Below are 23772 nucleotides of genomic sequence, written 5' to 3'. Positions count from 1 at the left end.
TCGGTCTCCTTGGTGGCTGACTTCTTGGGGTTCGCTGACGCTGCGATTCAGCGGTTCAGCGCATCGGGCCCGGTACATCAGACACACGGGCACGCAGCTTGCATAGTAACGGCAAGCAGGAGGAGCCTCACAACGTGATCTTGCTGGTCGGGGTGGCCGGATTCGAACCGACGACCTTCCGCTCCCAAAGCGGACGCGCTACCAAGCTGCGCCACACCCCGTCGGTGCGAACCGTAGGGTACATGCCCCGGGGCCGGTGGGCCGGTCCGTTTCCGGGGCGTCTTCGGCGGTGCGCGGAATGGGGTGTGCACCCGGCGGCAGGGACCCGCTACGATGCTCTTCGTGCCGCGCGGTCGTGACCTGCGGCGCGGTCCGTGCGGGCGTAGCTCAATGGTAGAGCCCTAGTCTTCCAAACTAGCTACGCGGGTTCGATTCCCGTCGCCCGCTCTGCTGCACTTCGGGCCCTGCCCGGTGGATTCCCACCGGGCAGGGCCCGAAGTCGTTTCGTGCGCCCGGCGGCCGGGCGCGCGGAAGCCGGTCAGAAGCTGATCTGGTTGATCGTCTCCGCTATCGAGTTCATGAATCTGTTGATCGACGGGGCCATGCCCGTCGACGCGAGGAAGAACCCGAACAGCGCCGCCACGATGGCGGGCCCCGGCTTGATGGAGCCGCTGCGGATCAGTACCACGAGGACGATCGCCAACAGCAGCACCACAGACAGTGAAATGGCCACAACTGATCACACCCTCGGTCGGTCCGCCTTGCCGGCCTGGGGACGTGCGGCCCAGCACACCCCCGCCTGCACCATCGTGCCACCAACCTCCCTGCCCCTGCTGCCGGGTGACGAATCGTCGCCGTCAAGATCACGCCAAGCCGGACCGCCCCCGCCCGGCCCGGCGAGGCGGCGCGGCGGGGCCGCTAGGCCGGCGGAGTGAAATAGGAGAAGGAATACGACGTGATCGTTTCCATGTCCCCACATCTTGGTCACACGAAATTCGAAGGCCGTCGGCGACGTAATTCATGTCACCTTCCCGGTGCCGCGATATGCCCTATTTAAGGGGGATTAATTGGGGCATAGCGGGCGGTTGGTGGCGGTTTCAGATTCGAATGGACCGCACCCCCCGGTGTTTTACGAAATCGAATCCGCGCGGCTAAGGTGCCTTGAATGTTCCACGCTGCGCACGGATATCAGAGGGCTCCGCTCCCCGAGGCTCCGGAGTCGGGACCCACCCCTGCCACGCGGACGGCGACCGCTGCCGCCCCCGCGGCGACCGGCCGGAAGTCCGCCCCAGGACCGGCCCCGGAGCCCAAGAAGCCCGCCGGCCGCGACGCGTACTTCGACAACGCGAAGTACCTGGCGATCGTGCTGGTGGCCGTGGCGCACGCCTGGGAGCCGGTGATGGACGGCAGCCGGGCCGCGCGGGCGCTGTACATGATCATCTACACGTTCCACATGCCGGCGTTCATCATCGTCTCCGGCTACTTCTCGCGCAGCTACCGGGGCAAGCCCCACCAGCTGCGCAGGCTGCTGACCGGGATCGCGCTGCCGTACGTCGTCTTCGAGGTGGCGTACTCCCTGTTCGCCCGGTACGCCAACGACGACCCCGGGCATCCGGTCAGCCTGCTCGACCCCTTCTACCTGACCTGGTTCCTGGCCGCGCTGTTCATCTGGCGGCTGACCACGCCGCTGTGGCGGATCGTGCGCCGGCCGCTGCCCATCGCGCTGGGGATCGCCACGCTCGCGGCACTCACGCCCGACATCGGGGCGGACCTCAACCTCCAGCGCGTGCTGCAGTTCCTGCCGTTCTTCGTGCTCGGCCTGTGCCTGCGGCCGGAGCACTTCCAACTGGTGCGGCGGCGCGAGGTGCGCCTGCTGACGCTGCCGCTGCTCGCGGGCACGGCGCTGTTCGCGTACTGGGCCGCGCCGCGGATGAGGCTCAACTGGTTCTACCGGTCCAGCAGTGTGCAGGAGCTCGGCGCGCCGTGGTGGTCGGGAGTCGTGGTCTTCCTCGGCCTGTTCGTGTGCGCGCTGGTCCTGTCGGCCGCCTTCCTCGCCTGGGTGCCCGGCCGCAGGAGCTGGATGACGGCGCTGGGCGCCGGGACCATCTGCGGCTATCTGCTGCACGGCTTCCTGGTCAAGGGCGGCGACTACTTCGGCGTCTTCGAGGAGAACTCCTGGCTCGGCAGCCCGCTCGGCCTGGTCTTCGTCTCGCTGTTCGCGGCGGGCGCCGTCACGCTGCTGTGCACGCCGCCGGTCCGGCGGGCCCTGCGGCCCGTCACCGAGCCCGAGATGCGATGGGCGTTCCGCACGGACGCCACCGAACTCGGCGCGCGCCGCTGACGTGACCTGACCTAGTCGCCGGCGTCCTCGATGCCCAGCAGGCGCCGCGTCTTCGCGTACTTCTCGGTCAGCCTGTCGCGTGTCTCCTCGTCCAGCAGGGCGAGGCGCGCAGGATCGGAGTTGTGCGCCAGGTCGGCCTCCTTGATCAGGAGCGCGCCGGGCGTGGCGAGGATGCGCCGCGTGTAGGACTCCAGGTCCTCGTCCTCACCCTTGGTGAGGGCGAGGACCATGTCTTTCACGGGCTGCGGCAGCGCCGCGCCCTCCAGCCACTCGCGGCTCAGGACGTCGTCCTCGACCGCGTCGTGCAGCCAGCCCGCGGCGACCTGTTCGTCGCTCCCGCCCCGTACGCGTACGCCCTCCGCCACGGCGGCGATGTGCTCGGCGTACGGGCGCCCGGCCTTGTCGGTCTGGCCGGCGTGGGCCTCGCGGGCGACGGCCTCGATCTCGGCCAGGCTCAGATTCTGCTGCGGCATGGCTCGACTCTACGGCTCCTGGGACCGTCGCACCTCGGCAATCTCCTCGCCGTCCTCGCTCCGCCCGCGGCGGGACGTTCCCCCTGGCCGGCCCGCTTCCTGCCGGGCGGCAGGGGCGGCGGGTCCGGCGCTCACGGCCGGCGGCACAGCAGGAGCAGCGCCCGGTCGTCGTTGACGTCCTTGGCGACCGCCTCGATCAGGTGCCAGGCCGCGCCCTCGAAACCGGGGGCGACATAGCGGTCGGCCTCGCCGGTCAGGCGGTCGATGCCCTCGCTGATGTCGCGGCCCGAAGCCTCCACCAGGCCGTCGGTGAACAGCATCAGTACGTCGCCGGGACGCAGGGTGCCCTTGACCGGGTCGAACTGCGCCCCGTCGTAGACCCCGAGGAGCGGGCCCTCGGCGGCCTTCTCCTCCCAGCGGCCGGTGCCCGCGTTCAGCTGGAGCGCGGGCAGATGGCCCGCGGACAGCAGCTCGTAGTCGCCGGAGTCCAGGTCGAGGACCAGATGGATCGAGGTGGCGAAGCCCTCGTCCCAGTCCTGGCGCAGCAGGTAGCCGTTGGCCGCGGGCAGGAAGCCGTGCGGCGGCAGCGAGCCGAGCAGTCCGCCGAACGCGCCGGACAGCAGCAGCGCCCTGGACGCGGCGTCCATGCCCTTGCCGGAGACGTCGGTCAGGACGACCTCCAGCGTGCGGCCGCCGTTCGTACGGGCCGCGACCACGAAGTCGCCGGAGAAGGACTGGCCCCCGGCCGGGCGCAGGGCCATCTCGCGGTGCCAGCCCTGCGGCAGCCGGGGCAGGGCGCTCTGGACCCGGATGCGTTCGCGCAGGTCGAAGAGCATGGTGCCGCCACGCCGCCACGGCACGCCGACCCGGGCCCGGAACTGCGCGATGAGCAGTCCGAAGAAGCCGCACGCGGCCACGACCAGGACCGTGCCGGGAGTGACCCTCGCCGGACCCTCGGCGTACGGCCCGAGCGCTATGGACTCCACGATCAGCGCGGCCGCCGCCACCGCGTACAGGCAAAGGAGGCTGGCGGGCCGCAGCAGGAGGCCGCCGGCGACGATCGGCAGCACCAGGGCGGTCGGCGAGAACCACACCGCGGAGACGATCGTGCCCCAGGTGATGGCCGGGATCGTCAGCAGCAGGCCGGCGAGCGCGAGCCGGTCGGAGCCGCCCCCGCGGAAGTAGTCGACGGCGGACCGGCGCATGGCGGTACGGACCCGGTACACGGCTTTCCGCTGCCGGGCCGTGAACGAGTCTGCTGCTGCGCCGCGGGCCATTGCGCAGGACCCTATCCACCCGCCCGCCCGGCGTGCAGGGGGACCCCGCGACATTGCGTTCGAAATCGGGTCGCGACGGCTCGCTCGCGGCTGGTAGGCATGGCATATGACGACTCAACTGCGGGTGTTGCAGCGGTCCGAGTGGGACCAGTGGTACGGGAAGCTGGAACGCGCCTTCGGCGGTGTCCCCGACTCCCAGCAGGAGCGCAAGCTGTTCGAGTCGCTGACCGAGATCGACCGGTCGCTCGCCGCCTGGGACGGCGACGAATGCGTCGGTACGGCGGGCGCGTTCACGTTCCAGGTCTCGGTTCCCGGCGGCGCGATGGCGCCCGCGGCGGGCGTGACGATGGTGAGCGTCGCGGCGACGCACCGGCGGCGCGGCGTCCTCACCTCGATGATGCGCCGTCAGCTCGACGACGTGCGTGCCCTGGGCGAGCCGCTCGCCGTCCTCACCGCCTCCGAGCCCGCCATCTACGGACGCTTCGGGTACGGCACGGCCACCCACCAGATGTCCGTGGAGGTCGACTCCTCGCGGGTGCGGATCGCCGTGCCCCCGGGCGCGGATGACGTACGCCTGCGCTTCGTGACGGTCGAGGAGGGCGCGGAGGCCTGCGAACGCGTCTATGTGCGCACCATCGGCTCACGGCCGGGCATGCTCGCCCGCACCCCGGGCTGGGAGGGCCTGCCGCTGCTCGATCCGCCCGGCGAACGCGAGGGGGCGTCGGCGATGCAGTGCGTCCTCGCCGAGCGGGACGGCGAGGTCGTGGGGTACGTCCGCTTCCACAACAAGCCGCAGTGGTCGCCGGCGGGCCCGGAGGGTTCGGTCTCCGTGCGCCACATCGACGCGCTGGACCCGGCGGCGTACGCGGCGCTGTGGCGGTTCCTGTGCGAGATCGACCTGACCTCGACCGTGCAGGCCCGCAACCGGCCGGTGGACGACCCGCTGCTGCACCTGGTCTCGGACATCCGGCGGTGCAACGTGCGGCTGCGGGACTCGCTGCATGTGCGGCTGGTGGACGTGGGCGCCGCGCTGGAGGCACGTACGTACGCGGCGCCGGTCGATGTGGTGCTCGACGTCGAGGACGCCTTCTGCCCCTGGAACAGCGGCCGTTGGCGGCTGTCGGGCGACGCGAAGGGCGCGTCCTGCGAGCGGACCGAGGACGCCGCCGAACTGTCGCTGTCGGTGCGGGAGTTGGGCGCGGCGTACCTGGGCGGCGTGTCGCTGTCGTCGCTCGCGGGAGCCGGGCGGGTGCGGGAGCTGCGGGAGGGGGCGCTGGCTCAGGCGTCGTCGGCGTTCGGCTCCGACGTCGCGCCGTGGCTGCCGCACGGGTTCTAGCGGGCGGGAGCGTCGGGGCGGGGCGGGGCCGGGCGGGCGCGGGCCGCTGCGCGGGGGCCGTTCCCCACCCGCCCCTTCCCGTAACCGAGGGCTGAACGCCGACGGGGCTGGATGTGCCTTCGGCGGGGCTTCAGTTGCCCTGGCAGGACGGGCACCAGAAGAGATTGCGGGCGGCGAGACCGGCGGTGCGGATCTCGCCGCCACAGATGTGGCACGGCAGGTTCGCCCGGCGGTACACGTAGACCTCGCCGCCGTGGTCGTCGACGCGCGGCGGGCGGCCCATCGCCTCGGGGGTGTGCTCGGGACGGACCGTGTCGATGCGGTTGTTCCGCACGCCCTCACGCATCAGGGCCACCAGGTCGTCCCAGATCGCGTCCCATTCTCGCCGGGTGAGGTCCCTGCCCGCGCGGTACGGGTCGATGCCGTGGCGGAACAGGACCTCGGCACGGTAGACGTTGCCGACGCCCGCGACGATCTTCTGGTCCATGAGCAGGGCGGCGATCGTCGTCCGGGAGCGGGAGATCCGGGCCCAGGCCCTCTCCGGCCCGTCGTCCGGGCGCAGGGGATCGGGGCCGAGGCGGTCGTGGATCGCCTGCTTCTCCCCGTCGGTGAGCAGCGCGCAGGCGGTCGGGCCGCGCAGATCGACGTACGCGTCCTGGTTCGCGAGGCGCAGCCGCACTGTGTCGGTGGGCGGCGGCGCGGGGGCGCCGGCTGTGTCCCCGAAGTGCACCTTGCCGAACAGGCCGAGGTGGATGTGGACCCAGCCGAGCGGGCCGAAACCGAGGAAGAGGTGCTTGCCGTGGGCCTCGGTGGTCTCGAGGACCTGACCGTCCACGAGGGCGGCCGAGTCGGAGAACTTGCCCTGGGGGCTGGTGGCGCGCACGGACCGGCCGCCGAACCTCTCGAAGTGGTCGGCGGCCAGTCTGTGGATGGTGTGCCCTTCGGGCATCAGGCGGTCGGCTCCTGCGGGTGGTGCGCCGGGATCGGGGGGAGCTCGCCGGTGGTCTCGTACGCGGAGAGCATCTCGATGCGGCGCGTGTGACGCTCCTCACCCGAGTACGGGGTGTTCAGGAAGATCTCGACGAACTTCGTCGACTCCTCCAGGGAGTGCATGCGGCCGCCGATGGCGACGACGTTGGCGTTGTTGTGCTCGCGGCCGAGCGCGGCGGTCTGCTCGCTCCAGGCGAGGGCCGCACGGACGCCCTTGACCTTGTTGGCGGCGATCTGCTCGCCGTTGCCGGAGCCGCCGATCACGATGCCGAGGCTGCCCTCGTCCGCTGCCGTCCTCTCGGCGGCACGCAGACAGAACGGCGGGTAGTCGTCCTGGGCGTCGTAGATGTGGGGCCCGCAGTCCACGGGCTCGTGGCCGTGGGCCTTGAGCCACTCGACGAGGTGGTTCTTGAGTTCGAAGCCGGCATGGTCGGAGCCGAGGTACACGCGCATGGTTCGAGTGTGGCATGCGGGGCAGGCGCACACCGGCCCGGGGCCCGGCTCGGGCTTGGGCCACGTGACGAAAGCAACGAATCGGAATCGGCTCTTCCGTACTGCGGGGTACTGGGTTTCAATTCCGAGGTTCGTAACCCGAGCGGCACCAAAACATAAGGATCCGCGTATGACGTCGCAGACGACCCTCACAAAGGAAGGCGGCGAGTCCCTCACCCCAGGGCAGCCGCCTTCCTCCGACGGTCTCAAGGCCGGTCTCAAGAACCGCCACCTGTCCATGATCGCCATTGGTGGAGTCATCGGAGCCGGCCTGTTCGTCGGCTCCGCTTCCGGTATCGCGGCCGCGGGGCCCGCCATCCTCGTGTCGTACGCGCTCGTCGGCCTGCTGGTCGTCTTCGTGATGCGGATGCTGGGAGAGATGGCCGCCGCCAGCCCGAACTCCGGGTCCTTCTCGGCGTACGCGGACCGGGCGCTCGGCCGCTGGGCCGGGTTCTCGATCGGCTGGCTGTACTGGTTCTTCTGGGTGGTGGTCCTCGCCGTGGAGGCCACGGCGGGCGCCGTGATCCTGGAGAGCTGGATACCGGCCGTTCCCCAGTGGGCCTGGGCGCTGATCGTCATGGTCGTGCTGACCGCCACCAACCTGGCCTCGGTGGCCTCCTACGGCGAGTTCGAGTTCTGGTTCGCCGGCATCAAGGTCGTCGCCATCGGCGCCTTCGTCGTCATCGGCCTGCTGGCCGTCTTCGGCGTGCTGCCGGGCTCCGACAACCCGGGCGCCGGCTTCGCGCACCTGACCGACGCCGGCGGCTTCCTGCCCAACGGCGCGGGCGCCATCCTCACCGGTGTGCTGATGGTGGTCTTCTCCTTCATGGGCAGCGAGATCGTCACGCTGGCCGCCGGCGAGTCGGAGGACCCCCGGCGCGCGGTCACCAAGGCCACCAACAGCGTGATCTGGCGGATCGCGGTCTTCTACCTGGGCTCGATCTTCGTCGTCCTGACACTGCTGCCGTGGAACGACAAGTCGATCACGGAGAAGGGCTCGTACGTCGCCGCGCTGGACTCGATCGGCATCCCGGCCGCGGGCCAGATCATGAACGTCATCGTCCTGACGGCCGTGCTCTCCTGTCTCAACTCCGGCCTGTACACCGCCTCCCGCATGGCCTTCTCGCTGGGCGAGCGCGGTGACGCGCCGAAGGCCTTCGCCAAGGTCAACGCGAAGGGCGTGCCGACCGCCGCGATCCTCGGTTCCGTCGTCTTCGGCTTCGTCGCCGTCTTCTTCAACTACATGTGGAAGGACACGGTCTTCCTCTTCCTGCTCAACTCCTCGGGCGCCGTGGCCCTGTTCGTCTGGCTGGTCATCTGCTTCACGCAGCTGCGCATGCGCGGGATCCTGCTGCGCGAGGCGCCCGAGAAGGTGACGGTGAAGATGTGGCTCTTCCCGTACCTGACCTGGGCGACCGCCGCGATGATCGTGTTCGTGCTGGGCTACATGCTCTACGACGACGCCAATCGTGAGGTCGCGCTCCTGTCGGTGCTCGTCGCCGCGATCGTCGTGTCCATCGGCGTGGTGCTCGACGTCGTGCGCAAGCGCAAGGCGGCCGCCGCTTCCGTCTCCGGCTGACACGCCACAACGCCGCAGCCCCGGTCGCGATGGGGGCACTCCCCCTGGCTTCGCCGGGGGGACCCCCACCCACGGCCGCCAGGCCGTAGGGGGAGGACCGGGGCTGCGGCGTTCGTACGGGCGGACTCAGCCCCGGCGGCCGATCAGCTTCCAGGCGGTGGGCAGCGCGCCCATCGCGAGGGCCGCCTTGAGCGCGTCGCCGATCAGGAACGGGACCAGGCCCGCGGCGACCGCCTCGCCGAAGGACATGCCGGTGGCCAGCGCCAGGTACGGGACGCCGACCGCGTAGATGATCGCGGAGCCGGCGGCCATCGCGCCCGCCGTGCGCAGCACGGTCCGGTCGGCGCCGCGGCGCGCGAGGCCGCCCACGACGGTCGCGGCCAGCAGCATGCCGAGGATGTAGCCGAAGGACGGCATCGCGTAGCCGGAGGCGCCCTGCGCGAACCACGGCATGCCGGCCACGCCGGCCACCGCGTAGAGGCCGAGGGCGAGGAAGCCGCGGCGGGCGCCGAGTGCCGTGCCGACGAGCAGGGCGGCGAAGGTCTGGCCGGAGACCGGGACCGGGGAGCCGGGCACCGGGACGGAGATCTGGGCCGCCACGCCGGTGAGGGCGGCGCCGCCGGCGACGAGGGCGATGTCGCGGACACGGGACGCCGGCAGCAGGTCGGCCAGTACGGCTCCGGGTCGGACGGGGGCGACGGCAGTGCTCATCGGGGCTCCACGGGGGTGAGGGCAGCGGGGGACACGGTGACGGTAGCCCAGGGAAATCGCCGTATCACCCGCAGCCGCCCACAAAGCGGCGGTTGACCCATTGGTGGAGTGTGGACAAAGAGCCGGTGCCATGCATGCCGCCGCGTGACGCTCGTCACTGAGGTCCGGGGCACACAGCCCGTTTTGCGTCCCGGGCCGGCGCTCGGAGAGACTGTAGGGTCCCCATAACTCGCACAGAGTGAGACGAGAGCACTGCCCGCCATGCACGACGCGCCGCCCACGCCCCTGACCGCCAAGGCCGAACCTCTCGAACACGGGCTCAAGCAGCGTCATGTCAACTGCCGCTTGGGCGACAGGGCTTGCACAACGGGCATCACTGGCCGTGATGCTGCGTCTGCGTCCAGCTCCACCTCTGGACCACTGGGGTGGAGCAGGGGCCGTCGACAGGGCCCCGCGTCGCCACAACTGCCACGCTCTGCGCGGAGGTTGCGGGAGCCATTCCGATCTGCGTGATCAACGAATCCGCAGGACCGGCACGCGAATCGGGCCGGGGAGGCCCGGTTCGCCTTGTCGATGCACCCGCACTCGGCGCAGGTGCGGGAGGTGTACGCCGGATCGACATACACCACCGGCACCCCCGCCCTGCGGGCCTTGTACGCGATGAACTCTCCGAGCTGGGCGAACGCCCAGCTGTGGAGGGCGGCCCGTTGGGGCTTGCGAAGCCGTACCCGCTCGCGGATGCCCGTAAGTTCCAGCAGCCTGACCTGCACCACCAGCTTCACGATCACTGAACGTACACACCTGCACGAGAGGCCGACGCACGTTCTCCATCGTTCACTGCATCGAGCGAACCGGCGGCGATCAAGAACGCGAATGGCTGAGGTGACTCCCTGCCGCTCCGCACCCAGAGGCCCCCGGGCGCAGCGTGTCGGCGTGTTGACCTTGTGTGAAGATCGTGACCGTATAGCGGACAGTCGTTCCCTGTAAGGGGACATGCACCCAGACTGTCGGCTGCTCCCCCGTCTCAGCTCATGAACAGGGCCGCCCATGTCCCGGACCTCCGCGCCCGCGCCCGTCGACCAGAAGGCCGACGTCTCCCTCACGCACGGGCTCAAACAACGCCATCTGTCGATGATCGCCCTCGGCGGCGTCATCGGCGCCGGGCTGTTCGTCGGCTCGGGTGCCGGCATCGCCGCGGCCGGCCCGTCCATCGTCATCGCCTACGCGCTCTCCGGCCTGCTCGTCATGCTGGTGATGCGCATGCTCGGCGAGATGTCGGCGGCCAACCCGGCCTCCGGCTCCTTCTCCGTGCACGCCGAGCGCGCCATCGGCCCCTGGGCCGGCTTCACCGCGGGCTGGGCGTTCTGGTTCCTGCTCTGCGTGGCGGTGGGCCTGGAGGCGATCGGCGCGGCCAAGATCATGACAGGCTGGCTGCCGGGCACCCCGGAGTGGGCCTGGGTCGCCCTGTTCATGCTGGTGTTCTGCGGCACGAACCTGGCCGCCGTGAAGAACTTCGGCGAGTTCGAGTTCTGGTTCGCCGCGCTCAAGGTCGGCGCGATCGTCCTGTTCCTCGGCATCGGCGTGCTCGCCATCGCCGGTGTCCTGCCCGGCACCGAGGCGCCCGGCACGGGCAACCTCACCGGTGACGGCGGCTTCATGCCGAACGGCTCCGAGGGGCTCGTCGTCGGTCTGCTCGCCTCCGTCTTCGCCTACGGCGGCCTGGAGACGGTGACCATCGCCGCCGCCGAGTCCGAGCACCCCGTGCAGGGTGTCGCCAAGGCCGTGCGCACGGCGATGTGGCGCATCGCGCTCTTCTACATCGGGTCGATGGCGGTCATCGTCACGCTCGTGCCGTGGAACGACCCGAAGGTCGTCGAGGTCGGCCCGTACGTCGCGACCCTGAACCACCTCGGCATCCCCGCGGCCGGGCAGATCATGAACGTGGTCGTGCTGGTCGCGCTGCTCTCGGCGATGAACGCCAACATCTACGGCGCCTCCCGCATGGCCTGCTCGCTGGTGGCGCGCGGCGAGGGCCCGAAGGCGCTCGGCCGGCTCTTCGGCGGCGTGCCGCGCGTCGCGGTGCTCGTCTCCTCGGTCTTCGGCTTCCTGTGCGTGCTGCTGAGCTACTGGCGGCCGGACGACGTGTTCATGTGGCTGCTGAACACCATCGGCGCGATCATCCTCGTCGTCTGGATCTTCATCGCCGTCTCCCAGCTGATCCTGCGCCGCCGCACCGAGCGCGAGGCGCCCGAGACGCTGGTCGTGAAGATGTGGCTGTTCCCGGTGCTGACCTGGATCGCCCTGCTGGGCATGGTGGCGGTCTTCGTGCTGATGCTGCGCCAGGAGGAGACCCGGCTCCAGCTGCTCGGGACCGGCATCCTGACCCTGGTGCTCGCCGCGGCCGGCTTCACGCTCCAGAAGGTGCGCGCGTCGCGTGCCGCGACCGCCGGTGCCGGCGTCGCGGCGCCCGGGACCGAGAGCGCCGAGGACCGGGCCGCCGAGGTCAGCACGGCAGATTGAGGCTGATCAGCGCGGCCCGCTCGGCGTCCGGCGCGAGGCGCAGTTCGCTGATCGCCGCGTTCCGCAGGTGCGGGAAGACCCTGCGGTAGTCGGCGAGCGGGATGCCGAGCAGCTCGCAGAGCACCAGCCGCAGCAGGGTGTTGTGGGCGACCACCAGCACCCGCTCCCCCTCGTGCGCGCCGGCGATCCGGCGCAGCGCTTCGGACCCCCGGGCCGCCGCGGCCCGGGGGTCCTCCGCGTCCGGGAACGGGTGGGCCACCGGATCGGCGCGGAAGGCGTCGGCGCCGGCCGGGTCCGCGGCCGCGAACTCGGCGAGCGTGCGGCCCTCGACCGCGCCGAAGTCGCATTCGCGCAGGGCGTGTTCGGTCCGAGGTACGAGCCCGAGGGCCCGGCACGCCGGCTCCGCGGTCTCGATCGCCCGGGAGACGGTGGAGGTCCAGACCGCGTCGACGGGGTGCACCTTCGCCCAGGAGCCGAGCGCCTCCGCCTGGCGGCGGCCCTCGTGGGTCAGGGCGACGTCGCTGACGCCCGCGTAGCGGTTCTCCTCGTGCCAGACGGTCTGCCCGTGGCGGGCGAGCAGCAGGGTGGCGGTCATCGGGTCTCCTCCGTACGGGCGCGTGCGTGCGCGGCGACCGGCTCCGGGAGCCAGCCGCGCCGCTCCAGTTCGCCCACCATCGTCAGGTACGGCTCGGTGAAGCGCTCGCCGCGGCGCGGCCGTACCGTCCCGCGCAGGCGCACCATGCGCGCGGCGGCCCCGCTCAGGGTGGCCGCGCCGCCCGCTCCGTACGCCGCGAGCACGGCCATGCCGAGGGCCGGCTCCGCGGCACGCGGGATGCGGACCTCGCGGCCGAGGATGTCCGCGCGCAGCTGGTTCCAGTGGTCGCTGCGCACCGCGCCGCCGGTGAAGGTGAGCGGTCCGTGCAGCGGGGCGCCGAGATGGTCGAGGTAGTCCAGGCACAGCCGCTCGGCCAGGCCCACGCCCTGCAGGAGCGCGGCCCAGTGGTCGGCGTCGGAGGCCGGGGTGCCGAGGAGGAACGCGGTGGCGTCGGGGGCGAGGAAGGGGAAGCGCTCGCCGCGGGACGCCAGGGGGTACGCGATCGCCCCGGCCGGGTCGTAGCGCTGCGCCCGGCGGTCGAGGGCCCCCGGGTCCGCGCCCGGGAACGCGGCGCGCAGGGCCCCGCCGCCGACACCGGAGGCGCCGCCCGGAAGCCACCTCCCGTCCGCCGACAGGTGGTTGTAGACGACCCCGGCGGGGTCGTGGAGCGGTTCGGCGGCGACCCCCTTGAGGACGAGGGTGGTGCCGAGCACCGAGTTCCAGGAGCCGATGGTCAGCGAGCCGGAGGCGATCTGCGCGGCGCAGCCATCGGTCATCCCGGCCACGATCAGGGTGCCTTCAGGGATGCCGGTCTCCTCCTGCGCCGCCCGGCACACCTGGCCGAGGCCGCTGCCGGGCAGCACCACGTCGGGCAACACCCCGTCCGGAAGGCTCTGTTCGCCGAAGGCGCCGCTCTCGGGGTCGTAGCCGGTCTTGAGCGCGTGGCTGGAGTCCGTGGGCAGCGGGCGCCCGGCCAGCCGGGCGACGATCAGATCGGCCTGGTGCATCACGCGCGCGCCGCCCCCGCAGCCGTACTCCTTCAGCAGCCACAGCGCCCGGCCGGGGCCGCGTCCCGGCGCGCGGCCGTCGTCGTACATCAGCGCCGGCGTCAGCGGGACCCCCGCCGCGTCGGCGAGCAGCACGGTCCCGGACGTGGAGCAGACGGCCAGCGCGCGGGGGCCCGGCCGGCCGCGCAGCGCCTGGCGGACGGCGGCGCACACGGCGGTCCACCAGTCCTCGGGCGACTGCTCGTGGCGCACGCCGTCGCGTCTGCCGGTCAGCGGGGCCGAGCCGCTGCCGATGACGTCGCCGTCGTCGGTGGCGAGCACCGCGCGGGCGCCCTGTGTGCCGAGATCGATTCCCATCCACATACCGGCTCCTTCTGTGAACTTCTCACTGTGCACCGAGAATTTCCCTCGCGCGAGGGATTGACGCCCAACTGGCCCTGTTCCAAGCTCTGTTAACCAGTCGGCTGAACGTGTGAGAACCGTGGCCCCCCGCGGGGCCGGGGGCGAGCCCCCAAGGACACAGCGGAGGTCGGGATGGACATGCGCGGATACGACCGGCGGCGGTTCCTCGCCCTCACGGCGGCGGCGTCCGCGGCCCCGCTGCTCACCGCCTGCGGCTCGGGCTTCGGCGACGGGGCGCAGGAGGGCGGGGGCTCGGCGGCCGACGACGTCACCGGCTCCTTCGACTGGAAGCGGGCCGACGGGAAGACGGTCAAGGCGCTGCTGAACAAGCACCCGTACACGGACGCGCTGATCGCGGACCTGAAGTCGTTCACCGAGAAGACCGGCATCAAGGTCGAGTACGACGTCTTCCCCGAGGACAACTACTTCGACAAGCTCACCGTCGACCTGTCCAGCGGCCGCGCCTCGTACGACGTGTTCATGCTCGGCGCCTACATGGTGTGGCAGTACGGCCCGCCGGGCTGGCTGGAGGACCTCGGCCCCTGGATGCGCAACGCGGCCGCCACCGGCGCCGAATGGGACCAGGCCGACTTCTTCCCCAACCTGCTCCAGGCCGACCAGTGGTCGCTGAAGCCCGGTGCCCCGCTCGGCCAGGGCGGGCAGTACGCGCTGCCGTGGGGCTGGGAGACGAACGTCGTCGCCTACAACACCGAGGTGTTCGACAAGCTCGGCCTGAAGCCCGCCGAGTCCTTCGACGAACTGCGCGAACTGGCCGGGACCATCAAGCGCAAGGCGCCGGGCGCCGGCTTCGACGGGATGTACGGGGTCGCGGTGCGCGGCTCGCGCAGCTGGGCCACCATCCACCCGGGCTTCATGACGATGTACGCCCGCAACGGTCTCAAGGACTTCACCGTCGAGGGCGGCACGGTGAAGCCCGCGATGAACTCGCCCGAGGCGATCGCCTTCACCCGCGACTGGGCCGACATGGTGAAGAAGGGCGGCCCGCCGTCCTGGACCTCGTACACCTGGTACCAGTGCTCCAGCGACCTCGGGGCGAAGAAGGCGGGGATGCTCTTCGACGCCGACACGGCCGCGTACTTCCAGGCGGTCGAGGGCGCGTCGCCCGCCTCCGGGAAGATCGCCTTCCACCCCGGCCCCAAGGGCCCCGGCGGCTCACTGGCCACCAACATGTGGATCTGGTCGCTCGGGATGAACGCCAAGTCGAAGAACAAGCTGCCCGCCTGGCTGTTCCTCCAGTGGGCCACCGGCAAGGAGCACCTGCTCAAGAGCGCGGTGCGGTACAACCACATCGACCCGGTGAGGCAGTCGGTCAGCCAGGACGCCGCGTACAAGGACAAGATGAAGGCGATCCCCGGCTTCATCGACACCTTCGAGGCCGTCGTCGACCAGACGAAGATCCAGTTCACCCCGCAGGAGCAGTTCTTCGACGCCACGACGAGCTGGGCGGCGGCCCTCCAGGAGATCTACGGCGGCAAGAACGCCTCGTCCGTCCTGAACGGCCTCGCGGGCGACCTGGCCTCCAAGGTGGGCTGAGGGTGGCCTCGCAGACGGAGACCGACCACGGGGCGGCCTCACGCGAGGAGGTGGAGCGAGCGGCGCGCGGCGTGCCCCCCTGGCGCCGCTCGCTGCGTCCCTATCTGCTGATCGTGCCCGCCCTGCTGCTGACCGGCGGCATCCTCTACCCCTTCGGACTGGGCCTGTACTACACGCTGTTCGACTTCGCCGCGAGCAAGCCCGTGCCCGATGTGGTGGGCCTGGAGAACTACCGGCGGATCTTCACCCAGCCCGCGTTCTGGGACTCGGCGCGGGTCACCCTGATGTACGCGGTGGGGGCCGCGGCCGTCGAGACCGTGCTCGGGGTCGGCGTCGCCCTGCTGCTGCACCGCTCCACCCTGGTGGGCCGAGTCCTGGAGAAGATCCTGATCCTGCCGCTGATGATCGCGCCCGTCATCGCGGCGATCATGTGGAAGCTGATGCTCCAGCCGTCCGTGGGCGTCGTCAACCACCTGCTGAAGCCGTTCGGGCTCGGCGGCGTGCAGTGGACGGACACGCCCACCGGCGCGCTGCTCACCTCGATCGCCGTGGACGCCTGGGTGTACACGCCGTTCGTGGCGATCCTGGCCCTCGCGGGACTGCGCTCGCTGCCGGGTTCGCCGTTCGAGGCGGCCGCCGTGGACGGGGCGAACTGGTGGTTCACCTTCCGCAAGCTGACCCTGCCGATGCTGTGGCCGTACGTCCTGGTCGCGGTGATCTTCCGGTTCATGGACTCGCTGAAGGTCTTCGACATCATCTACGCGCTCACCGAGGGCGGACCGGGCGACTCGACCGTGGTGCTGCAGATCCGCGCCTACCTGGAGGCCATCCGCTTCCAGCGCTACTCGTTCGGCATCAGCTACACGATCGTGCTGTGGGCCGTGGTCTACCTGGCCGCCATGGTGCTCGTGCGCTATCTCGGCCGTATCAACAACCGCGCCGCGGAGGTGCCCCGATGACCACCGGCCCGGGGACCACCGGCCCGGGGACCGTGAAACGCCGGGTGATCGCCGTCGCGGCGGACGGCGCGCTGGTCCTCTACTTCCTCTTCGCGCTGTTCCCGGTCGCCTGGATGATGATCCTGTCGCTGAAGCCGGCCGAGCAGCTGTTCAGCACGTACTTCTCCTTCACGCCGACGCTCGACTCGTACCGCACGGTGCTGGGCGCGGGCGACGACCAGGGCGTGCCCTTCGTACGGTTCTTCCTCAACAGCCTGGTCGTGTCGCTGGGCGCGGTCCTGCTGTCGCTGGCGATCGGACTGCCCGCCGCCTACGCCGCCGCCCGCTGGCGCTTCAAGGGCTCCGAGAACCTGATGTTCACGCTGCTGTCGTTCCGCTTCGCCCCCGAACTGACCGTGATCATCCCGCTGTTCGTGCTCTACCAGCAGCTCGGGCTCTTCGACACGTACCTCGGCATGGTGTGGGTGCTCCAGCTCGTCACGCTGCCGCTGATCGTGTGGATCATGCGCTCGTACTTCTCCGACCTGTCGCCGGAGCTGGAGCAGGCGGCGCTGCTGGACGGCTACACCCGCAAGCAGGCGTTCTTCACGGTGGCGCTGCCGCTGGTGAAGCCCGGCGTCGCGGCCGTGTCGCTGCTCGCGTTCATCTTCGCCTGGAACAACTTCGTCTTCCCGCTCATCCTCACCTCCTCCGACGCGCAGACCGTGACGGTGGGCGCGCTGTCGTTCCTCGGCGGCGACCGGCCCAAGTACAACCTGACCGCGGCCGCGGCCCTCGTCTCCGTCGTCCCGCCCCTGCTCCTGGCCCTGACGATCCAGCGGTACCTGGTGCGCGGTCTGTCCTTCGGGGCGGTGAAGTCATGACGGCCGCCATCGCGCTGAGGGGCGTCACCAAGACGTTCGGGCGGACGACCGCGCTCGACGGGATCGAACTGGAGGTGGCCGAGGGCGAGTTCTTCTGTCTGCTCGGGCCGTCCGGGGCGGGCAAGACGACCACCCTCAAGACGATCGCGGGCCTGGAGGAGCCCACCGCGGGCACGGTCGAACTCGACGGCGAGGACATGACGGGAGTGGAGCCGTACGACCGGGGCGTCGCCATGTGTTTCGAGTCGTACGCCCTCTATCCACACCGCTCGGCATATGACAATCTCGCCTCCCCGCTCCGCTCGCCGCGCCACCGCCTCCCCGCACACAAGGCGCGCGAGCGGATCGGTGAGATCGCCGGCCTGCTCGGCATCGAGGCCCTGCTGGAGCGGCCCGTGGGCGAACTGTCCAACGGGCAGCGCCAGCGGGTGGCGCTCGGGCGGGTGCTGGTGCGGCCGGCGCGGGCGTTCCTGCTCGACGAGCCTCTGTCCCACCTGGACGCCAAGCTGCGCCAGGCGATGCGCGCCGAGCTCAAGGCCATCGGCGCGGTCCGCCGCACGACCACGCTGTACGTCACGCACGACTCGGTGGAGGCGCTCGCGCTGGGCGACCGGATCGGGGTGATCCGGGACGGGCGGATCGTGCAGACGGGCACCCGCGAGGAGCTGTGGCACCGGCCGTACGACACGTTCGTGGCACGGTCGTTCGGGCGGCCGCGGATCAACCTGCTGCCGGGGACCGCGGGCGAGGACGGCACGTTCCGGCTGCTGGAGGGCGAGGGCGAGCGGGCTCCCCGGGTGGCCGCCGCGCCCGGCACCCCGGTGCAGCTCGGCGTGCGGCCGCGTGACCTCACCCTCGGCGGCGGCGCCGGCTGCGTGCTGACCGGGACCGTCTACGTCACCGAGACACTGGGCCGGTCCGTCGAGGTGACCGTCCGCGTCGGCAGCCGGCACGTCTCGCTCGTCGTGCCGCGCGCGGAGGCCGCCTGCTTGCGTCCCGACGATCCTGTCCGGCTGACCGCCCGGCCTGAGACCCTGCTGCTGTTCGAGGCCGACGGGCCGCAGGGACCAGGACGAAGGATCGAAGGAAACACCTCATGAGCACCCCAGCGCAGCGCGGCCCCGCACTCCGCCAGGCGGCGATAGCCGAGTACGTCCTCGCCCAGGGCGAAGGGACGGCGGCCGAGCTCGCCGAGCGGTTCGACGTCAGTCTGATGACCATCCACCGCGACCTCGACGAGCTGGAGAGGCAGGGCATCGTGCGCAAGTTCCGCGGCGGGGTGACCGCCCAGCCCTCGGGGGTGTTCGAGTCGAACGTCGCCTACCGGCTCAAGACCATGCGCCGTGAGAAGGCGGCCGTCGCGGCCCACGCGCTGACCCTGATCGAACCGGGCATGGCCGTCATGCTCGACGACTCCACCTCCACACTGGAGATCGCCCGCCGGCTCTCACCGATCACCCCGCTGACGGTCGTCACCAACTTCCTCGAGGCCCTGACCCTGCTGTCGGCCGAGCGCGGCATCCACCTGATGGCGCTCGGCGGCGACTACGACCCGCTGCACTCCTCGTTCCTGGGCGTGTCGTGCGTGGAGGCCGTCCAGTCGCTCCAGGTCGACATCTGCTTCACCTCCACGTCGGCGGCCTCCGGGGGCTTCGCGTACCACCAGGAGCAGCACATCGTGTCCGTGAAGCGGGCGATGCTCGACTCGGCGGCGCGCAACGTCCTGCTGCTCGACCACTCCAAGCTGGGGCGGGTGGCCCTGCACCGCCTCGCCCCGCTCTCCCGTTTCGACCTGGTGCTCGTCGACGACGGGGCGCCGGCCGAGGCTCTGCGCGAACTGGACGAGCACAAGGTCCCCTACCAGGTCTGCGAGGCCGCCGGTGACTGAACGGGAGGTGGGCGGGTGACCGAACTGGCCCTGCGCGAGCTGCGCAAGACGTACGCCGCCCGGGGGCGGCCGGCCGTGGAGGCGGTACGCGGGATCGATCTGCGGCTGGAGTCCGGCGAGCTGCTCGGGCTGCTCGGCCCGTCCGGCTGCGGGAAGTCCACGACACTGCGGATGATCGCGGGGCTGGAGCAGGTGACGGGCGGCGACATCCTCGTCGACGGCACCTCCGTGGTGGGCCTGCCCGCCCAGCGCCGCAACATCGGTGTCGCCTTCGAGAACTACGCGCTCTACCCGCCGCTCACGGTCGCCGAGAACCTGGCCTTCGGGCTGGCGGCCCGGCGCAGCGCCGGCCGGGCGGAGATCGCGCGGCGGGTCGCGGAGATGGCCGAGCGCATCGGGATCTCCGGGCTGCTCGACGCCCGTCCCGCCGGGCTCTCCAGCGGCCAGAAGCAGCGGGTCGCGCTCGCCCGGGCCCTCATCCGCGAGCCCGACGTCCTGCTGCTCGACGAGCCCCTGTCCCACCTGGACGCGGCCCAGCGCGACACGACGCGCCGTGAGCTCAAGCGGATCCAGCGGGATCTGGGGCACACCACGATCCTGGTCACACACGACCAGGAGGAGGCGCTGTCGTTGGCAGACCGGATCGCGGTGATGAAAGACGGGGTGATCCAGCAGCTCGGCACCCCGCACGAGATCTACGACGCGCCCGCGAACCTCTTCGTCGCGGACTTCGTGGGCGAGCCCGCGATGAACCTGCTCCGGGGCACCGTCGAGGACGGCGGCCTGCTGCGGCTGTCCCCCACCGTGCGCGTGCCTCTGCCCCGGCCGCTCCCGGCGGGCCGCCGGGTGGTGCTCGGCGTGCGGCCGGAGGACCTGAGGCTGACGGACGTCGGCGTACGGGCGACCGTCAGCGCCCATGAACCGCTCCTGGAGGCGGGGATCGCCACGCTCGCCCTGGAGGGCGTGGACCGCCCGCTGGTCGTGCAGACCGCACCCGATGTGCGCCCGGAACGCGGCGCGACCGTCCACGTCGCCGCCGACGCCGAGCTCACCCATGTCTTCGACGCCGATACGGGAGACGCCCTGCGATGAAGATCCTGGCCGCCGGTGACCTGTTCGTACGCAACGCCCTCATCGCGGCGGCGCTGCGCCACGACCTCGAGGGCCATCCCTTCGAACTGACCGAACTGGCCCTGCCCTGGCCGCTGGAGCCGTTCGGCAAGGTGGCCGAGGTCGACGAGGCGAGCGACGCCGAGGACGCCCTGATCGAGGCGCTCGACGGCGTCGAGGTCTGCGTGACCCAGATGGCGCCGTTCACCGAGCGGGTGCTCGCCGCGGCGCCCGCCCTGCGTCTGATCGCCGTCTGCCGCGGCGGGCCGGTGAACGTGAACGCCGAGGCCGCGCGCGCCCGCGGGGTGCGCGTCTGCTTCGCACCGGGCCGCAACGCGGCGGCCACGGCCGAGTTCACGATCGGGCTGATGATCTCGGCGCTGCGCCGCATCCCCGAGGCGCACGACTCCCTCGCCCGCGAGGGCCGCTGGGACGCCTCGTACTACACGTACGAGCGGTGCGGACCCGAGCTGGAGGACACCCCGGTCGGTCTGGTCGGCTACGGCGCGGTGGGCAGCCGCGTCGCCCGGGTGCTGTGCGCGTTCGGCGCCGAGGTGGAGGTGTACGACCCGTACGTGCGCGGCGACGTGCACGGGATGCGCGCCTCGTCGCTGGACGCGCTGCTCACCCGCTCGCGCGTGGTGACGCTGCACGCCCGGCTCACGCCCGAGACCCGGCACCTGATCGGCGCCCGGGAACTGGCGCTGATGCCGCAGGGCTCGGTCCTGGTGAACGCGGCCCGCGGCGGCCTCCTCGACACGGAGGCGCTGTGCGACGCGCTGGAGCGCGGCCATATCGCCGCGGCCGCGCTGGACACCTACGAACAGGAGCCGCCCGCGCCGGGATCACGGCTGCTCACCACACCGAACCTGGTGCTCACCCCGCATCTGGGCGGAGCGAGCCGGGCCGTGGCGCACAAGGCGGCGGCGATCGCGGCGGCGGAGGTGGCGCGCCACGTCCGCGGTGAACCGCTCGCTCACGCACTGACCTGACACCCGAGCCGAGGAGGCTGCGGCAATGGCGATGTTCATCGGCATCGATGTGGGCACGTCCGTGGTGAAGGCCGCTGCCTTCGACGCGAGCGGGGCGGCGCTGGCCGTCGAGTCCCGCCCCGTGGCCCTGGACATCCGCGGCGGCCATGTCGAACAGGACATGGACGAGGTGTACGACGCGGTCGTCGACGTCCTCGGCGCGCTGAGGACCGTGGGCGAGGAGGTCGCCCTCGTCGGGCTCACCGGGCAGGGCGACGGCGTGTGGCTGGTCGACGAGAGCGGCCGGCCCGTGCGGCCCGCCATCTCCTGGATGGACGGCCGGGCCCACGAGATGGTCGGCGAATGGCTGGCCTCGGGCGTCTTCGAGTCGGTGTTCCGGCGCACGGGCAGCGCCATGTTCCCCGGCTGCCCCGGCCCCGTGCTGGCCTGGCTGGAGCAGCACGAGCCGCAGTCGCTGGACGCCGCGGCCACCGCCCTGTACTGCAAGGACATGGTCTTCCAGCGGCTGACCGGGCTGCGGGCGACCGACGTGTCGGACGCGTCGATGCCCTTCCTCGACCCGCACACCCGCAGCTACGCGCCGGACGTCGTCGACGCGCTCGGGCTGTCGCACCGCAGCGGCCTGCTCCCGCCGGTCGCCGACCCCCTCGCCACCGGCACCCTGCCCTGCGGGACCCCCATCGCCAACGGCCCCTACGACCTCCCCGCGTGCGCCCTCGGGGCGGGCGTCACCGCGCCCGGCGACGGTCTGCTGATCGTCGGCACCTGTCTGGCGTCGCTCGTCGCCACCCGCGACGTCGACCTCGCCGGCGAGCCCGCCGGCCTGTACATCTCGACCGACCGGCCCGGCGACTTCCTGCGCGCCATGCCGGCGATGGTGGGCACGGCCGCCCTCGACTGGGTGCTCGCCACCACCGGCGTGCGCCACACCGAGGTGGACGCCCTGCTGGCCGCCACCCCGCCCGGCGCGCACGGGGTGCACGTCCTGCCCTACTTCGCGCCCTCCGGTGAACGTGCGCCCTTCGTCGAGCCCCGGCTGCGCGCCGAACTGTCCGGTGTCAGCCTGGAGTCGACGAAGGCCGATCTGATCCGCGCCACCTGCGAGGGGATCGCCTTCGCCGCCCGTCACTGTCTGGACGCCGCCGGGCTGACCGGAACCCTCGCGATCTGCGGCGGCGGCACCCGCTCCCCCGCCTGGATGCGCCTGTTCGCGGACGCCCTCGGACGCGAACTGCGCATCGTGGAGGGTGAGGTGGGCGCCAGGGGCGCGGTCCTGGCATCGGCGGCACGGCACGGCGTGGAGCTGGACGTGGCGTCCTGGACGGCCCCGACGTCCGTGGTCGCGCCCGACCCGGAACGGGCCGCGTACTACGCCAAGGCGTACGAGGAGCACCTGGACCGGCTGGCGGCGGCCCGGGCCCGTGCCCGCAGGACCTGACCGGCCATCAGGGGGCCATCTCGCCGCCGCCCCGCCGCAACCTCGTGTGACCAGCGTGTGCACAGCGCCCCCCACTCGTGCCCGAGCAGTTCTCACAGGGAGATCCGTATGTCCGCAATTCCAGGACGCCGTTCGGTACTGTTCGCCGCCGGGGCGGCCGCCGCCACCGCCTTCGCCGCCACGCCCGCCGCTGCGACGCAGACGGGGAAGCGGCCGAAGGGCCCGCTCGTCATCGGCCACCGCGGCTCCGCGGGCTGGCGGCCCGAGCACACCGCCGCCTCGTACACCGCGGCCGTCCGGGCCGGAGCCGACTGGATCGAGCCCGACCTCGTACCGACCAGGGACCATGTGCTTGTGGTGCGGCACGAGAACGAGATATCGGGGACGACGGACGTCGCACAGCACCCCGAGTTCGCGGACCGCCGCACCACCAAGACCGTCGACGGGCGCGCGGTGACCGGCTGGTTCACCGAGGACTTCACGCTCGCCGAGCTCAAGACGCTGCGGGCGGTCGAGCGGCTGCCGCTGGTGCGCAACCGCAACACCGTCTTCGACGGCCGGGAGACCGTCATGACGTTCCAGGAGGTCGTCGACCTCGCCCGCGCCCTGTCCAAGGAGCACGGCCGCACGATCGCCGTGTTCCCGGAGACCAAGCACCCGAGCTACTTCCGCTCCGTCGGGCTGCCGCTGGAGGAGGAGCTGGTGCGCCTGGTGCGGCGCAACCGGCTGGACGGGCGCGAGTGCGTCGTCCAGTCCTTCGAACCGTCCAGCCTGCTGCGCGTGGCCGAGGCAGAGCTGCGCGTCCCGCTGTGGCAGGCGCTCGGCACCCGGGGCGGCCCGTTCGGGCACGACAAGACCTACGCGCAGATGATGACGCCCGAGGGGCTGCGCGAGATCGCCGGATACGCCGACTGGATCGGCCCGGACAAGTCGTCCGTCGTCGCGCCGTCGACGCTGCTGGCGGACGCGCACGCGGCCGGGCTGCGCGTCGGCGCGTACACGTTCCGCGCGGAGAACCAGTTCCTGCCCGCGCAGCTGCGGCGGGGGACGGACCCGAACGGCTTCGGCGACGCGTTCGCCGAGTACGCCCTGCACTACGGGCTCGGCGTCGACGCCGTCGTCACCGACTTCCCGGACCTCGCGGTCGCCGCGCGCGAGGAGTTCACCGCCGGGTCCTAGGGCCAGGGGCTGATCACGGCCCGGCCCTCACCGGACAGGTGGAAGGAGGACGGCCCCCGTGGAGGT

21 protein-coding genes, 2 tRNA genes and 1 pseudogene are annotated in these 23772 nt (G+C 71.6%); 14 read left to right on the top strand and 10 right to left on the bottom strand.

Going from position 1 to position 23772, the window contains the following annotated elements; genetic code table 11:
* Window positions 1-144 precede the first annotated feature (144 nt).
* A tRNA-Pro gene (locus tag QFZ82_RS26250) sits at window positions 145-221 on the bottom strand.
* 155 nt (window positions 222-376) lie between these two features.
* On the opposite strand from QFZ82_RS26250, the gene QFZ82_RS26245 reads away from it, so the two are divergent.
* Window positions 377-447, top strand: a tRNA-Gly gene (locus QFZ82_RS26245).
* A gap of 91 nt (window positions 448-538) precedes the next feature.
* Here QFZ82_RS26245 and QFZ82_RS26240 read toward each other — a convergent pair.
* A complete protein-coding gene (locus tag QFZ82_RS26240; RefSeq protein ID WP_177150833.1) occupies window positions 539-733 on the bottom strand; it encodes a hypothetical protein in 195 nt (64 codons plus the stop codon).
* Window positions 734-1165: 432 nt separating this feature from the next.
* Between QFZ82_RS26240 and QFZ82_RS26235 the strand changes: the two genes are divergently transcribed.
* The gene (locus QFZ82_RS26235) at window positions 1166-2341 is read left to right on the top strand and encodes an acyltransferase family protein (protein WP_307715499.1); all 1176 of its coding nucleotides are present in this window, start codon (window positions 1166-1168) and stop codon (window positions 2339-2341) included.
* An 11-nt stretch (window positions 2342-2352) separates the two neighbouring features.
* Here the strand turns inward: QFZ82_RS26235 and QFZ82_RS26230 are convergent, their stop codons facing one another.
* Both QFZ82_RS26230 and QFZ82_RS26225 read right to left on the bottom strand, forming a co-directional pair.
* Window positions 2353-2814 carry an HD domain-containing protein gene (locus QFZ82_RS26230; protein ID WP_307715498.1) on the bottom strand — a complete coding sequence of 154 codons (462 nt, stop codon included), beginning with the start codon at window positions 2812-2814 and terminating at the stop codon, window positions 2353-2355.
* A 131-nt stretch (window positions 2815-2945) separates the two neighbouring features.
* Window positions 2946-4091 (bottom strand): PP2C family protein-serine/threonine phosphatase, encoded by a 1146-nt coding sequence (locus tag QFZ82_RS26225; RefSeq protein WP_307715497.1) that lies wholly within the window; start codon window positions 4089-4091, stop codon window positions 2946-2948.
* Between the two features lie 106 nt (window positions 4092-4197).
* On the opposite strand from QFZ82_RS26225, the gene QFZ82_RS26220 reads away from it, so the two are divergent.
* Entirely contained in the window at window positions 4198-5427 is a 1230-nt protein-coding gene (locus tag QFZ82_RS26220) for a GNAT family N-acetyltransferase (RefSeq protein ID WP_307715496.1), read from the top strand.
* Window positions 5428-5557: 130 nt separating this feature from the next.
* On the opposite strand, the gene QFZ82_RS26215 is transcribed toward QFZ82_RS26220, so the two are convergent.
* Entirely contained in the window at window positions 5558-6376 is an 819-nt protein-coding gene (locus QFZ82_RS26215) for an Fpg/Nei family DNA glycosylase (RefSeq protein WP_307715495.1), read from the bottom strand.
* Window positions 6376-6870: a ribose-5-phosphate isomerase gene (locus tag QFZ82_RS26210; RefSeq protein ID WP_177150839.1), complete on the bottom strand. Its 495-nt coding sequence runs from the start codon at window positions 6868-6870 to the stop codon at window positions 6376-6378. Before QFZ82_RS26210 ends, QFZ82_RS26215 begins: the two co-directional genes overlap by 1 nt.
* Before the next feature lie 169 nt (window positions 6871-7039).
* On the opposite strand from QFZ82_RS26210, the gene QFZ82_RS26205 reads away from it, so the two are divergent.
* Window positions 7040-8488, top strand: a complete 1449-nt coding sequence (locus QFZ82_RS26205; protein WP_307715494.1) for an amino acid permease — start codon at window positions 7040-7042, stop codon at window positions 8486-8488.
* A 126-nt stretch (window positions 8489-8614) separates the two neighbouring features.
* Here QFZ82_RS26205 and QFZ82_RS26200 read toward each other — a convergent pair whose 3' ends face one another.
* Complete coding sequence (locus QFZ82_RS26200; protein WP_307715493.1) at window positions 8615-9199, bottom strand: biotin transporter BioY; 585 nt, start codon at window positions 9197-9199, stop codon at window positions 8615-8617.
* Between the two features lie 354 nt (window positions 9200-9553).
* Window positions 9554-9957: pseudogene (locus QFZ82_RS39820) on the bottom strand (zinc ribbon domain-containing protein); the annotation flags it as partial.
* 289 nt (window positions 9958-10246) lie between these two features.
* On the opposite strand from QFZ82_RS39820, the gene QFZ82_RS26190 reads away from it, so the two are divergent.
* Window positions 10247-11719: an amino acid permease gene (locus tag QFZ82_RS26190; protein ID WP_307715492.1), complete on the top strand. Its 1473-nt coding sequence runs from the start codon at window positions 10247-10249 to the stop codon at window positions 11717-11719.
* Here QFZ82_RS26190 and QFZ82_RS26185 read toward each other — a convergent pair.
* Complete coding sequence (locus QFZ82_RS26185) at window positions 11703-12314, bottom strand: histidine phosphatase family protein (protein ID WP_307715491.1); 612 nt, start codon at window positions 12312-12314, stop codon at window positions 11703-11705. The two genes, QFZ82_RS26190 and QFZ82_RS26185, sit on opposite strands and share 17 nt — an antisense overlap.
* Window positions 12311-13684 carry an FGGY-family carbohydrate kinase gene (locus tag QFZ82_RS26180; RefSeq protein ID WP_307715490.1) on the bottom strand — a complete coding sequence of 458 codons (1374 nt, stop codon included), beginning with the start codon at window positions 13682-13684 and terminating at the stop codon, window positions 12311-12313. Before QFZ82_RS26180 ends, QFZ82_RS26185 begins: the two co-directional genes overlap by 4 nt.
* 171 nt (window positions 13685-13855) lie before the next feature.
* Here QFZ82_RS26180 and QFZ82_RS26175 point away from each other — a divergent pair, with 171 nt between their 5' ends.
* From QFZ82_RS26175 to QFZ82_RS26135, 9 genes are all read left to right on the top strand, one after another.
* Window positions 13856-15277 (top strand): sugar ABC transporter substrate-binding protein, encoded by a 1422-nt coding sequence (locus QFZ82_RS26175; protein ID WP_307715489.1) that lies wholly within the window; start codon window positions 13856-13858, stop codon window positions 15275-15277.
* A 2-nt stretch (window positions 15278-15279) separates the two neighbouring features.
* Window positions 15280-16236, top strand: coding sequence for a carbohydrate ABC transporter permease (locus tag QFZ82_RS26170; RefSeq protein WP_307715488.1), 957 nt, complete (start codon window positions 15280-15282; stop codon window positions 16234-16236).
* Window positions 16233-17099, top strand: a complete 867-nt coding sequence (locus tag QFZ82_RS26165) for a carbohydrate ABC transporter permease (RefSeq protein ID WP_307715487.1) — start codon at window positions 16233-16235, stop codon at window positions 17097-17099. Before QFZ82_RS26170 ends, QFZ82_RS26165 begins: the two co-directional genes overlap by 4 nt.
* The gene (locus tag QFZ82_RS26160; RefSeq protein WP_307715486.1) at window positions 17096-18199 is read left to right on the top strand and encodes an ABC transporter ATP-binding protein; all 1104 of its coding nucleotides are present in this window, start codon (window positions 17096-17098) and stop codon (window positions 18197-18199) included. The genes QFZ82_RS26165 and QFZ82_RS26160 overlap by 4 nt, the downstream gene beginning before the upstream one ends.
* Window positions 18196-18987, top strand: coding sequence for a DeoR/GlpR family DNA-binding transcription regulator (locus tag QFZ82_RS26155; protein WP_307715485.1), 792 nt, complete (start codon window positions 18196-18198; stop codon window positions 18985-18987). Before QFZ82_RS26160 ends, QFZ82_RS26155 begins: the two co-directional genes overlap by 4 nt.
* A gap of 15 nt (window positions 18988-19002) precedes the next feature.
* Window positions 19003-20079: an ABC transporter ATP-binding protein gene (locus QFZ82_RS26150; RefSeq protein ID WP_307715484.1), complete on the top strand. Its 1077-nt coding sequence runs from the start codon at window positions 19003-19005 to the stop codon at window positions 20077-20079.
* Window positions 20076-21089 carry a 2-hydroxyacid dehydrogenase gene (locus QFZ82_RS26145; RefSeq protein ID WP_307715483.1) on the top strand — a complete coding sequence of 338 codons (1014 nt, stop codon included), beginning with the start codon at window positions 20076-20078 and terminating at the stop codon, window positions 21087-21089. The genes QFZ82_RS26150 and QFZ82_RS26145 overlap by 4 nt, the downstream gene beginning before the upstream one ends.
* Before the next feature lie 31 nt (window positions 21090-21120).
* Window positions 21121-22527: an FGGY-family carbohydrate kinase gene (locus QFZ82_RS26140; RefSeq protein WP_307717844.1), complete on the top strand. Its 1407-nt coding sequence runs from the start codon at window positions 21121-21123 to the stop codon at window positions 22525-22527.
* A 108-nt stretch (window positions 22528-22635) separates the two neighbouring features.
* A complete protein-coding gene (locus QFZ82_RS26135; RefSeq protein WP_307715482.1) occupies window positions 22636-23706 on the top strand; it encodes a glycerophosphodiester phosphodiesterase family protein in 1071 nt (356 codons plus the stop codon).
* The last annotated feature ends 66 nt before the right edge of the window (window positions 23707-23772 follow it).

The sequence above is a fragment of the Streptomyces sp. V4I23 genome, assembly GCF_030817975.1.
Taxonomy (GTDB): Bacteria; Actinomycetota; Actinomycetes; order Streptomycetales; family Streptomycetaceae; genus Streptomyces.
Note: the sequence above shows the minus strand (reverse complement) of the source record. Positions and strands in the feature narration are given on the sequence as shown.

What these genes read in the sequence shown, in the direction of transcription:
- QFZ82_RS26235 (WP_307715499.1), top strand. Translation starts at nt 1,166, where the DNA reads ATGTTCCACGCTGCGCACGGATATCAGAGGGCTCCGCTCCCCGAGGCT.
- QFZ82_RS26230 (WP_307715498.1), bottom strand. Translation starts at nt 2,814, where the DNA reads ATGCCGCAGCAGAATCTGAGCCTGGCCGAGATCGAGGCCGTCGCCCGC.
- QFZ82_RS26225 (WP_307715497.1), bottom strand. Translation starts at nt 4,091, where the DNA reads ATGGCCCGCGGCGCAGCAGCAGACTCGTTCACGGCCCGGCAGCGGAAA.
- QFZ82_RS26220 (WP_307715496.1), top strand. Translation starts at nt 4,198, where the DNA reads ATGACGACTCAACTGCGGGTGTTGCAGCGGTCCGAGTGGGACCAGTGG.
- QFZ82_RS26215 (WP_307715495.1), bottom strand. Translation starts at nt 6,376, where the DNA reads ATGCCCGAAGGGCACACCATCCACAGACTGGCCGCCGACCACTTCGAG.
- QFZ82_RS26210 (WP_177150839.1), bottom strand. Translation starts at nt 6,870, where the DNA reads ATGCGCGTGTACCTCGGCTCCGACCATGCCGGCTTCGAACTCAAGAAC.
- QFZ82_RS26205 (WP_307715494.1), top strand. Translation starts at nt 7,040, where the DNA reads ATGACGTCGCAGACGACCCTCACAAAGGAAGGCGGCGAGTCCCTCACC.
- QFZ82_RS26200 (WP_307715493.1), bottom strand. Translation starts at nt 9,199, where the DNA reads ATGAGCACTGCCGTCGCCCCCGTCCGACCCGGAGCCGTACTGGCCGAC.
- QFZ82_RS26190 (WP_307715492.1), top strand. Translation starts at nt 10,247, where the DNA reads ATGTCCCGGACCTCCGCGCCCGCGCCCGTCGACCAGAAGGCCGACGTC.
- QFZ82_RS26185 (WP_307715491.1), bottom strand. Translation starts at nt 12,314, where the DNA reads ATGACCGCCACCCTGCTGCTCGCCCGCCACGGGCAGACCGTCTGGCAC.
- QFZ82_RS26180 (WP_307715490.1), bottom strand. Translation starts at nt 13,684, where the DNA reads ATGTGGATGGGAATCGATCTCGGCACACAGGGCGCCCGCGCGGTGCTC.
- QFZ82_RS26175 (WP_307715489.1), top strand. Translation starts at nt 13,856, where the DNA reads ATGGACATGCGCGGATACGACCGGCGGCGGTTCCTCGCCCTCACGGCG.
- QFZ82_RS26165 (WP_307715487.1), top strand. Translation starts at nt 16,233, where the DNA reads ATGACCACCGGCCCGGGGACCACCGGCCCGGGGACCGTGAAACGCCGG.
- QFZ82_RS26160 (WP_307715486.1), top strand. Translation starts at nt 17,096, where the DNA reads ATGACGGCCGCCATCGCGCTGAGGGGCGTCACCAAGACGTTCGGGCGG.
- QFZ82_RS26155 (WP_307715485.1), top strand. Translation starts at nt 18,196, where the DNA reads ATGAGCACCCCAGCGCAGCGCGGCCCCGCACTCCGCCAGGCGGCGATA.
- QFZ82_RS26145 (WP_307715483.1), top strand. Translation starts at nt 20,076, where the DNA reads ATGAAGATCCTGGCCGCCGGTGACCTGTTCGTACGCAACGCCCTCATC.
- QFZ82_RS26140 (WP_307717844.1), top strand. Translation starts at nt 21,121, where the DNA reads ATGTTCATCGGCATCGATGTGGGCACGTCCGTGGTGAAGGCCGCTGCC.
- QFZ82_RS26135 (WP_307715482.1), top strand. Translation starts at nt 22,636, where the DNA reads ATGTCCGCAATTCCAGGACGCCGTTCGGTACTGTTCGCCGCCGGGGCG.